This window comes from Flaviramulus sp. (assembly GCF_982512915.1).
Genome location: NZ_CEWOCJ010000031.1, coordinates 1 through 12,138, shown reverse-complemented (window position 1 = coordinate 12,138; position 12,138 = coordinate 1). Strand labels below are relative to the sequence as shown.

The following is a 12,138-nucleotide window of genomic DNA, read 5'->3' as shown; positions in this document are numbered from 1 at the left end:
GCCCAGGGAATTCATCACTATCGGCATCATCACAATCAGTCGTAGCAGGTGCAGTTAAACTATACCCAGCAGGTTGTTCACAATCAGTTACTGAACTTACACTTCCGAAGAATCCATCACCATCACTATCTACACCAATGTACCAAGTTTGCCCAGGGAATTCATCACTATCGGCATCATCACAATCAGTCGTAGCAGGTGCAGTAGTAGAGTATCCAGCTCCTGGAGATGTACATTGAGTGATTGAATTAGTAGTTCCAAAGAAGCTATCGTTGTCGTTATCCACACCAATGTACCAAACCGTATTTGGATTTAAGTTAATATCGTTATCATTACAATCTGTGTTATCAGCTACATAACCTAAAGGTTGAGAGCTAGCAGTTTGAGTAACATTAGGATTTCCGTAAGTATCACCATCCAAATCTTGATACCAAGTTGTAAGGGTCGTTATATTAGCTGTTATATTAATATTATCAATAGAAATATCACTACTCCAACCATTCCCAGTTGTACCAATAAATCTAAGGCTTATTGTTTGTCCATCATAAGTTGATAAATCAATTATTTGTGTTTTCCATAAATCTTGACTAGCGGGACTCAAATTTAGAATATTTGTATATGAGCTGCCATAGTTTGTACTTATTTCAACATCTAATGTTCCAAGGTTTACGCCAAACATATGATAATCAAATTCTAATTGTGTGTTTTCGTATCCGTTTAATATGATACAAGGACTCGTTAAAATTGCAGCTTTATTTGGACTTCCAGCTGGATTTACATTTGTTGAAGCTTCAGTATATAAATAATGTGAACCATCTGATGCTCCTGTAGATGGTCCTGTTCCATTTGAAGGTGTTATTGTAGAAATTCTTGTCCAATCAATATCATCGTCAAAACCATTAGGTGATTGCATCCATAAGCCTAAACCACCATCAAAACTTTCATTATAAGGAAATGTACTAATGGATCCTCCCATACAAGCAGTTGCTGTAAAGTTTACTGATAAACTAAAACTTGATGTAGTGAGATTACAACGCGTACCAACTTGTACTTCGTAATCTGTTGATTCTGTTAAGCCATTAATTGTGTAAGTATTTGTTGTTAAATCTGTGATTTCTGTCCAAATTGAAGTTCCTATTTGTCTAAATCTTAAGTCGTAAGTTGCAGAAGGGATAGAATTCCAATTTATTATTGCTGATAATGGAGTAGTTGTAACATCAGCAGTTAAACCATTAGGAGGCGTAGAATTAACACACGGAATATCAATACTAATTACTTTAAAATCATCAAAAGTAAAACCATCAAAACTAGCGGTTAAATCATCTTCTCTATTTGAAGGGTCTGTATCAAATTTAAATCTAATCAGGATATTACTTTGTCCAAATAATGTGCTATTTTCAGTAGCATCGATTAGTATTTCCTCCATAACCCATTTATCCATAGAATCACCATCATAAATGGTTGTGCCACCTAAAGCTTGATGATTTTGAAATGTTGCGTTATTTTTATTTAAATGAAAATTGGTTAAAGCCGTTGATGAAGGTTTGTTGTATCTACCACAGAGAGCAGTCCAAGAGCTTCCTCCATTAATACTAGCTTCCAATTGTACTAAATCATAATTTCGTTCAATATCCCATTTAGCGTAGAATTGAATTAATGCAGCAGCTGATGATGATAAGTCTATTGAGGAATTTAGTGTTAAATATTTTAACTCATTATTAGTATAAGTTACTGAGGGAGTAGATGTTATAGCTGTTGAACCAGAATACACATTTGAAATTGTTGGAGACCAAGATCCGCCAGTAGTAGTTCCAGACGTAGTCCAGTTACTTATACCTGTAACATCGGGATTATCTTGGAAAATTACCGTAGGTTGATAATATTTAACATAGTTAGCTCTGTAAATAACAAAATCATCATTACTTAAAGTAACTTCAAATTCAATTTCATCATTAGGTTGAATAGAACCATTTAAAACATAAGGTACTGTTAAATTTCGTTGTTCTAATTTAGACCAGCTAGTTTGAACTGATGGAGAAGTAATAGATGTAATATTTGAAGAAACAGGCGTAACAGTTAAAGAAATGTCTCCATAAGTTTTACCAAGATATTCTACTGCAAATTCTAAATTACCATTAGTTGAAGCAATATTACTAGTATTTAAATCATGCAACTTAGCAAATTTACCAGAATGCATTACGGCTATAAAATTCATGCGCATAGCCCTTTGCGCTATGGGCGTAATTAAACTTGGAGAAGGCCAAAAATCATCCCCGTTTTCTGGAGTTAATGCTAAAACATTTTTTGTAGAACCAGAATTTGTTTCCCCACCTGAAGTTACAGGAGGACCACCTAGCATCCAGTCATTTACATCACCGTTTGCTTCATATAGTGTATTAGGCGCAGACCCATAAATATATCTGTTATATTGTGTTAAATCGTGACATATTTTAGCATATTCATCCTCTCTACCTGAGTCTGCTGCATTTACATTACCGTTATAAGACGATGTTACAATGGAGTTTAAACCTCCATGATGATTTACAGCAACTTGAATATTATGAGATTCAATAAACTCCTGAACAATTTTAGTTTCAGGTTCAGAACCAGGTGAAGGTCCTCTGTAAGTACCAGAACTTGTTGTTGGTGAAGAACCCGAATTATCCCATCCCCAATAGTAATTAAAATTCCTATTTAAATCAACGCCTCTATTTACGTTACTTGTGCTAGTAGTTCCATTATCTGCAACCCCAGGCCTTAAGTTTTTACGTTGCATTCCACCACCACTTGGAGCTACAACCTCATTCCATCTATAGCCATCTGGATTAGCAATAGGCATAAAATATATTTCTTGGTTATCAACTATATTTTTTATGTAGGGATCCGTACTATAATTTTCAAGTATGTACCACATAAAATACATAGTATTCATTAAAGAGTTTATCTCTCTAGCATGCATAGAACCGGTAATTAATGTTTGAGGTCTGCTAGGGTTATAGTTATTTGGATCATTAGAGATCCTAACATAATACATAACTTGTCCTGACCATGTAGTGCCTCCTGTGCTATTACCATGTGTTAAAGTTCCTGTTGTAGAAGCATCTGTTTTAACTGATATTAGGTTAGGATAAATAGATCGCATCAAATCCAACTGTGCTAAAGTTTCACTCAAAGTTAAAGCACCACCCATACTTCCCAAATTAAAATTAGTTGGTACTGCCCAATCTAACTCATCACATTCATCAATTTGGGCAGGATTGTTAACAAAAACATCTTTTACACTTAAAATTTTTTGAAATTGCGAAAGCGATTTAAGTCTATTTAATTCACTTTTAGCTTTTGGTAATTCGCGTTTATTTCTTTCTTTATAATAAGTTTCTAAATCATCTATAATTACGTTGAAATTAATGTTTAGTTTTTTAAGAATTTGAATTTCTGGAAAGGTTAACTCCAATTCAAGATTATTATTAACGTATTTTCCTCCACAAGTAAAATCAATTCCAGATTTTTTTATTTCTGAAAGATCAATTTGCGATGGGCTAATAATTGAAATTCTTTTAGGGCTTTTATTTAAAACCTGAGAGAATGATAACTGCATAATTAAAAGCATAATTATGCCTGTGAGAGTAGTTTTTTTCATTTTTAGTTTGGGATTTAATGAAATTTATGCGGCTAATATATAATAATATTTTAAAAACATCTACGAAATGCAAAAAAATACGATGAAATACATTATTATATTTATCATTTTTTTTTAAAAGTCTAAAAATCAATATTTTGAATATTACCAAAAATTATCTAGTTATTATTTTATTTTGAAATTTCAATCAACATAATTTTAAATGTCTTAATTTTTATAAATTGCAAGACATTTAAAAAATAAGATGATTAAAAAATTGGAAATATTGTTAATTGACGATGACTTGATTGAGATTATGAAACTTAATCGTGCAATTTCTTCATTAAATTTAGAACATATCATTATTGAAGCTAATAATGGAGAAGAAGCTTTAAATATTTTGCAAAAAAAAGAAAATTTACCAGATATAATTTTATTGGATTTAAATATGCCAAAAATAAACGGGATAGATTTTTTGAAAATTTTAAAATCCGATAACCGTTTAAAATATTTACCTACTATTATATTAACGACATCTAACAATAATAAAGATTTATTAGAGTGTTTTAAAATAGGGGTTTCTGGTTATATTTTAAAACCATTAAAATATGAGGAGTATGTCTCTAAAATAGAAAAGATTTTTGCTTATTGGAGTATAAATGAGTTAATTAAAGATTAAATGAAAGGTATAGTTTTTACAGAATTTTTAGATTTAGTAGAGGAAAAGTTTGGTTTAGAAACTGTAGATGATATAATTAAAAACTCTGATTTAAAATCTAATGGCGTTTACACTTCTATAGGCACCTATGATTTTTCAGAAATGTTACAATTACTAAATCACTTAAGCAATAAAACTAAATTAACCATTGATCAATTATTATTAACCTATGGAGAACATTTTTTTGGCGTTATTGAAAGAAGTTATTCATCTTTTTTAAAAGAATTTTCAGATCCAATTGATATGTTGGCCTCTATAGAAAATCATATTCATATAGAAGTTGTTAAAATTTACCCCGATGCCGAATTGCCAACATTTGATATTATTGAAAGAACTAAAAATTCATTAATCTTGATTTATAAATCAACTAGAGCTATGCATCATTTTGGTTTGGGTTTAATGAATAAAACATTTGAATATTTTAATAGTAGTGCAACTATTGTTTTAGAAAATATTAATAAAGATGGAACCGAAGTAAAGTTCATAATTAATAAAAATGAATGAGTCAACATAGAATTGACATATTAGAAAGAGCTCTTAAGCGTGAAAAAGAAGCAAGAAAAGCTGCTGAAAGAATATTAGAGCAAAAATCAACAGAAATTTATTATTCAAATAAAAAGTTAGAAAAATTATATGAAGATATTGAGTCTGAATTAACTAGAAAAGACTCTCAATTACAAGGTGTTTTTGAAAATATTGTTGATGCATATGTTGTAATGGATTTGAATGGCAATATTTTAAAAATGAATAGTGCTGCATTATTTATGTTAGGATTTGAAAATGATAAAATTGACTATAATCTCATGAAAATGATTAATAGGAATGATTATCAAATAGTAGAGAAATCTTATGAACAACTTTTTAATAAAGGAAAATTAACGGACTTTGAAATAAATATAAATACTTACAATAACAAAAAAAAACTAGTACATATTAATGCTAGTATTATATATGATAATAATTTACCCGTAGCAGCCCAAGGAATTATAAGAGATGTTACAAAATTAAGAGAAGATGAGTATATTTCTGAGGTTATAAATGATATAACTTTATCTATTTTAGGAAAAACAGATATTTATGATATATCAGTAATTTTAGCAAACAAAATATCAATTTATTTAGATACAGACGATTGTGTTATTTATAAAGTTAATCATAGTGACAATAAAGTTGAACAAATTACAGCCGTTGGTGAAAAAATTGATTCTAATGGGGAAATAATAAATAGATTAACTTTTGATATAGGTAATGGAATTGTAGGTAGCGTAGCTAAAACTTGTAAATCAGTGCTTATAAGTGATACAAGTAAAGATAATAGATACATAAAAGATTTAGTAAATAATTATTCTGAGATTACAGTTCCTATATTAATCGATAATAAGGTTATTGCAATAATAGATTCTGAGCATCCACAAAAAAATCATTTCACAAAAACTCATTTAAAAACGCTAGAAAGCATTTCAAATATTATAGCTTTAAAAGTTAAAAATGCTATAATTTTAAAACAAAGTGAGATTGTTAAAAATAATCTTTTTAATTCTGAACAGCGGTTAAGAACTTTAATATCAAGCTTTGGGAGTGGCATACTTTTAGAAGACGAAAAAAGAAGAATTGTGTTAACTAATTCTAAATTTTGTGAAATGTTTGAAATTCCTCTTGAGCCTGATGTTATGATAGGTTTCGACTGTACTAATTCTGCTGATGATAGTAAACATCTAGTTAAAAATCCTCAAGAATTTGTAGATAGAATAAATACTATTTTACTTGATAAAAAAACTGTTTTAAATGAGCAAATAGAAATGGCTAATGGCCAAATTTTAGAAAGAGATTATATTCCGCTTTTTAATCAAAATAATTATTCGGGACATTTATGGAGCTATAAAGACGTTACTTTATTAAGGAAATTTAGACAAACCATAGACGCTCAACAAGAAAAATACAGCAATATTATTGCTAACATGAATTTAGGACTTATAGAAGTAAATAATAATGATGAAATTTTGATGTGTAATTCCAGTTTTTGTGATATGTCTGGTTATACTAAAAAAGAACTTATTGGAAAAATAGCAAGTAATTTGTTTCTTGATTCTAATCAAATTGAAATAATTAAAAGTGAAAATTTAAAACGCAAAAAAGGAGATTCTAATTCTTACGAATTAAAAGCTAAAAATAAGTTTGGTGATTTAAGATATTGGTTGGTTAGTAGTGCTCCAAATTATAACTTAAATGGAAAGTTAATTGGAAGTATTGGTATTCACTTAGATATTACAGATTTTAAAATTTTGCAAGAGCAAAAGGAAAGATTATTAAGCGATTTAGAAAAAAGAAATGAAGAATTACAAGAGTATGCACATGTTGTTTCTCATGATTTAAAATCGCCTTTAAGAAATATAAATGCCTTAGTTAGTTGGTTAAAAGAAGACAATATTGCAAAATTGGATGAAATAAGTATTAAAAATTTTAATCTTGTTGAATCTACTCTTGAAAAAATGGAACAACTAATTACTAATGTATTAGCCTATTCTAGTTTAAGTCAAGATTCTAATTTAGATGATCTTATTAATTTGAATGAAGTTTTTCTAGATTTAAAACATATTATGTTTTTGCCAGAACATATATCAATAAATATTAATCCTAAACTACCAGTTGTACAGGGCGATAAAACTAAATTGGAACAAGTATTTCAAAATTTAATAAGTAATGCAATTAAGTTTTGTGATAAAGAAAAAGGTTTTATAGATATTGATTTTAAGGAGTTAGATGATTTTTTTCAGTTTTCTGTAAAAGATAATGGTATGGGTATTGAAGAAAAATATCATGAAAAAATATTTAAAATATTTAATTATCTAAATAAAAGTCAAGATTCATCTGGTGTAGGATTATCAATAGTTAAAAAGATTGTTGATTTACATGGAGGTAAAATTTGGTTAGAATCTACTCCAGGAAAAGGGTCTACCTTTTATTTTACAATAAAAAAATAAATTATGGAAAAGCCCAATTATTCGTATATAAATAGCTTGTGTGGAGACGATAATAGCTTTAAAATAAAACTCTTAGAGATTATTAAAAGAGAATTTCCACAGGAAAGAGACTTATATTTAAAAAATATTTCTGAAAAAAAAATTAAAGAAGCAGCTGAAAACGTACATAAACTTAAGCATAAAATTAGTATTTTCGGTCTTGAAAAGAGTTATGAGATTGCAAATCAATTTGAAAATAATCTAAAGGATAATGATTCTAGTCTTAAATTTGAATTCGAAGAGATTTTAAAAAACATAACATTATTTCTAAATAAGCTCTAAATAATTATTATGAATTGTATTATAATAGATGATGAAAGTACTGCTAGAACAATTATAAGTCAACTTTGTAGTCAATTGCCAGGTTTACAAGTTGTTGATGAATTTTCTAATGCTTTACATGCTATTAAATATTTAAATCAAAACGAGGTAGATCTTATCTTTTTAGATATTCATATGCCTGAATTTAATGGGTTTGATTTTATTGAAACATTAAAGAATCCTCCAAAAATCATTTTAACAACTTCTGATACTAACTTTGCCATAAAGGCTTTCGAGTTTAATTGTATTGTAGATTATTTAGTTAAGCCTATTCTTTTACCTAGGTTGAAAAAAGCTATTGAAAAAGCTGAAATGCCTTCTGATATAGATGATAAACTAGTAAATAATTATGATAGTAATAATTTATCAACATCTGGTAATGATTTATATATCAATATCGATAGACGATTAATTAAAATTGATATTTTCAGTATCTATTTAGTTGAAGCAAAAGGTGATTATATACTTTTAAAAACCGAAGATAAAAACTACACGGTACATTCCACTCTAAAAAAAATAGAAGAAAAGTTACCTGATACATCATTTTTAAAAATACATCGATCATTCATAATCAATATAAATAAAATAATTGACATTGAGGATAAATCGGTTCTAATCAACAAGGATGTGGTTCCATTGAGTCGATCATTCCGTCCGGAATTGATGAACCGTTTAAATTTGCTTTAATTATCCATAGTTTTAACAAATAATTTTTTTAATTTAATAAAATTATTACATGTAATTCATTTTATCGTATTTTTTAGTATTATATCGATTTTTTACAAAATTAATTATTAATTTTGGAATTTATTTTAAAAATATTTTTAATAAAATTTAGCTATTAAATTAATAAACTTTTAAATCTGAAATAATGAAAGTAGTTATTGTTGGAAGTGGATACGTGGGTCTAGTTACTGGTGCATGTTTTTCCGAAGTAGGAATTGATGTAATCTGTGTAGATATTGACCAAAAGAAAATTGAAAATCTTAATAAAGGAATCATTCCTATATACGAACCTGGTCTTGAAAACATGATTACCAGGAACATGAAGAAGGGTAGATTAACCTTTACAACGAATATTGAAGAAGCCTTAGTAGATGCGGAGGTACTATTTATATCTGTTGGTACACCACCTGATGAAGATGGTAGTGCAGATCTTAAATATGTAGTAGCTGTAGCAAGAGATTGCGGTAAGTATATGAAAGATTATATGCTTATAGTAACAAAAAGTACAGTACCAGTAGGAACATCTAAAAAAGTAAAACAAGCAGTTCAGGAAGAGTTAGATAAGAGAAACTCTAAAATTGAATTTGATGTTGCATCAAACCCAGAATTCTTAAAAGAGGGTGCGGCGATTAATGACTTTTTAAAACCAGACAGAATAGTTGTAGGTTTAGACAGTACAAGAGCAGAAGATTTAATGAAAACCTTATACAAACCATTTACACTTAACGGACATCCAGTAATTTTTATGGATATTGTTTCTGCTGAAATGACAAAGTATGCAGCTAATTCAATGCTAGCCACTAAAATTAGTTTTATAAACGATATTGCAAATTTATGCGAAATTGTAGGGGCAGATATTAATAAAGTGAGAAAGGGTATAGGTTCCGATTCTAGAATAGGACCAAAGTTTATATATCCAGGTATTGGATATGGTGGTTCTTGTTTTCCAAAAGATGTGCAAGCTTTAATCAAAACTGCAAGTGAAAATAACTACGAGTTAAAAGTTTTACAAGCAGTTGAAGCTGTAAATAAATATCAAAAACTTGTTTTATTTAATAAAATAATGAATTACTTTAAAGGTGATTTAAAAGGAAAAACTATAGGGGTTTGGGGGCTCTCATTTAAGCCACAAACTGATGATATGCGGGAAGCTCCATCATTATATATTATAAATAGTTTGTTAGATGCCGGAGCAGTTGTTAAAGCTTATGATCCAGTGGCTAATAATGAAGCCAAACATCATTTTGGTGATACAATTTCTTATTATGAAGATCAATATGAAGCTTTAATTGATGTAGATTGTTTAGCGGTATTAACAGAATGGCCAGAGTTTAAAATACCTAGTTTTAAAATTATGAAAAAACTCTTAACCAACCCAGTTGTTTTTGATGGTAGAAATATTTACGACAGAGATGAGATGAAAAATGAAGGTTTTGAATATTTCTGTATAGGTGTTAATACTACTGAAAAATAATTAAAAGTAATTTTTAAAATAAAATAAGACACATTAATATGTCTTATTTTATTTTAAATCATCAATAATAAATACTTCACTTTTAATTCTTTGTCTACACTAAAAATACTTATATCTACACTTTTTGGTATTCTGTCTAATTTGAAGATTATCATTTAATATTTAATTTAATTTTGGTTTTAATTAGAAATCTTCATAGGAATTTTAATTTAAGCAATAACAAGTGTAGTTATTTAAATAACTTTTAGTTTGGGACTACTTATCTTATTTATAAGATAGTGTTATTTGAATGACAAGTGTTTTTAATTTGTATTTTAAAAATAAACTTTTTTATTGTAAAAACCTCAACTTGAAATAGTTGAGGTTTTTTTATTTTTTAAAACTATTTTTTTTTAAAATGTTAAATATACAATACATAGAAAACGAGTTAATAGATTTAAAAAATCAGTTAAGTAATCATAAACTTTACAAAAATTTAAATAGTATAAATGATCTAAGGCTTTTTATGGAGAATCATGTCTTTGCTGTTTGGGATTTTATGTCTCTTTTAAAAAGTCTTCAAATAAACTTAACATCCGTAACGGCCCCTTGGGTACCTAAAAGCAATGCATTTTTATCAAGATTTATTAATGAAATAGTATTAGAAGAAGAGAGTGATTATAATGAGCTAGGAGAACCAAAGAGTCACTTTGAGATGTATTTGGAAGCTATGAATCAATTGGATGCTGATACAAGTAAAATAAACAATTTTATTGATCTATTAATTCAAAATGGAAACTCAGTTTATTCTTCCTTAGACTATATAAAGTTAGATACTCGGGTTTCCGATTTTGTGAAGTTTACATTTCAGATTATTGAAACTAAGGAAATGCATTTGATAGCCTCAGCTTTTGCATTTGGAAGAGAAGGTTTAATACCAGAAATGTTTATCGAAATTCTTAAAAATGCAGACCCAAAAAATCAATCGTATAATAAGTTTTCATACTATTTAAAAAGGCATATAGAGCTCGATGAGGGAACACATGGACCATTAACAAATAAAATGGTTTCTGAGTTATGTGGTTTAGATAATAAAAAATGGCATGAATCTTTAATTGTTGCAAAAGAATCTCTGAGACATAGAATATATTTATGGGATGCTATTTCTGATGCCATTGAAAATAATTTTAAAAAAGTGAATCTTAAAACAATTAAAACTTATTAAATTATAAACGAATTTACACTAAAATCATAGTTAATTATTCCTTTAATCTTTAGTTAGAAATAATTCATCTACAGATAATTGTTTTTCATCGAAACTTCAAGTTTTATTATTTAATTGTGATTTATTTTTGTGACTCTATCATGTGAGAGTGTTTAGAAATATAAATTTATTACAAAAGCAAGCCTTTATTGGTTTGCTTTTTTTTTAAAAAAATTTTTAAATCTATTCTAATATTTATTATAATAAAAAGGTGGATTCAAGTCATAAACGCAACGATTCCGTTATTGTTGATTGCGTTTACAAATACTTCATTGGGTGTTTGATAATTATACCTTTTTCTGGGTCTGTTATTTAATATTTCTTCTGCTTTTTTGACTTCACTTTGCTGGATTAGGTCAAAGTTAGTTTTTTTTGGAAAATACTGCCTTACCAGTCCATTTAAGTTTTCATTTGCTCCTCTTTCCCAACTGTGGTAGGGCTTGGCAAAGAAGTAGTCGATATTTAACCCTTCGGCAATTTCTCTATGGTTGGTAAATTCTTTTCCGTTATCGCTAGTAATGGTGTGTATGAAAGGCATCCATTCATCCAATATTTCTATGGTATTGTTTTCTATCACTTTAGCTTCTTTACTTTCTAGATACCTCATTTTAAGCATTCCCGTTGCTCTGTCGTTAATGGTCAAAAGCGCCCCTTTGTGATTGGCACCTATCACAAGGTCTATTTCCAAGTCTCCAAAGCGCTCTTTCCGTTCTACGACCTTTGGTCTTTGGTCGATAGCAATTCTGCCTTCTATCTGTCCTCTGCCGGCAGTTAGGTTGCCTCTCTTCTTATATTTCTTGCCTCTTGTCCTTAGGTGTCTATAAAGCAGCCCTCCGCTTTTTTTGTCCTGCCATATAAACTGATAGATTCTTTCACAAGAAACACAAGACGCTCCTATCCTTTTAGCGTAGCCGACAATCTGTTCTGGGCTATAATCCAGTTTCAGGTAAAGCACCACCAAGTGCTATATCTATATTATGTTTTACGGGTTTTATAGTTCAAAATGGAAATCGAAAA

General features: G+C 28.8%; 8 protein-coding genes and 1 pseudogene. 7 read left to right on the top strand and 2 right to left on the bottom strand.

From position 1 onward, the window contains the following. Window positions 1–3,640, bottom strand: a 3,640-nt coding sequence (locus AC1XJX_RS13045) for a M14 family zinc carboxypeptidase (protein ID WP_482004427.1), incomplete at its 3' end; no start/stop codon positions are given. A gap of 244 nt (window positions 3,641–3,884) precedes the next feature. Between AC1XJX_RS13045 and AC1XJX_RS13040 the strand changes: the two genes are divergently transcribed. The 7 genes from AC1XJX_RS13040 (at window position 3,885) to AC1XJX_RS13010 (ending at window position 11,082) form a co-directional block, all read left to right on the top strand. Continuing rightward, window positions 3,885–4,298, top strand: a complete 414-nt coding sequence (locus tag AC1XJX_RS13040) for a response regulator (protein ID WP_482004426.1) — start codon at window positions 3,885–3,887, stop codon at window positions 4,296–4,298. Beyond that, window positions 4,299–4,841 (top strand): heme NO-binding domain-containing protein, encoded by a 543-nt coding sequence (locus AC1XJX_RS13035; protein WP_482004425.1) that lies wholly within the window; start codon window positions 4,299–4,301, stop codon window positions 4,839–4,841. Continuing rightward, window positions 4,838–7,318, top strand: coding sequence for a PAS domain S-box protein (locus tag AC1XJX_RS13030; protein ID WP_482004424.1), 2,481 nt, complete (start codon window positions 4,838–4,840; stop codon window positions 7,316–7,318). Before AC1XJX_RS13035 ends, AC1XJX_RS13030 begins: the two co-directional genes overlap by 4 nt. 3 nt (window positions 7,319–7,321) lie before the next feature. Continuing rightward, a complete protein-coding gene (locus tag AC1XJX_RS13025; RefSeq protein ID WP_482004423.1) occupies window positions 7,322–7,639 on the top strand; it encodes an Hpt domain-containing protein in 318 nt (105 codons plus the stop codon). Window positions 7,640–7,648: 9 nt separating this feature from the next. Continuing rightward, on the top strand, window positions 7,649–8,365 hold the full coding sequence (locus AC1XJX_RS13020; RefSeq protein ID WP_482004422.1) for a LytR/AlgR family response regulator transcription factor: 717 nt from the start codon (window positions 7,649–7,651) through the stop codon (window positions 8,363–8,365). Window positions 8,366–8,549: 184 nt separating this feature from the next. Next, on the top strand, window positions 8,550–9,878 hold the full coding sequence (locus tag AC1XJX_RS13015) for a UDP-glucose dehydrogenase family protein (protein ID WP_482004421.1): 1,329 nt from the start codon (window positions 8,550–8,552) through the stop codon (window positions 9,876–9,878). A 397-nt stretch (window positions 9,879–10,275) separates the two neighbouring features. Next, the gene (locus tag AC1XJX_RS13010) at window positions 10,276–11,082 is read left to right on the top strand and encodes a DUF3050 domain-containing protein (RefSeq protein ID WP_482004420.1); all 807 of its coding nucleotides are present in this window, start codon (window positions 10,276–10,278) and stop codon (window positions 11,080–11,082) included. Window positions 11,083–11,338: 256 nt separating this feature from the next. Here AC1XJX_RS13010 and AC1XJX_RS13005 read toward each other — a convergent pair. Continuing rightward, window positions 11,339–12,079, bottom strand: a pseudogene (locus AC1XJX_RS13005) (IS30 family transposase); the annotation flags it as partial. Window positions 12,080–12,138 lie beyond the last annotated feature (59 nt).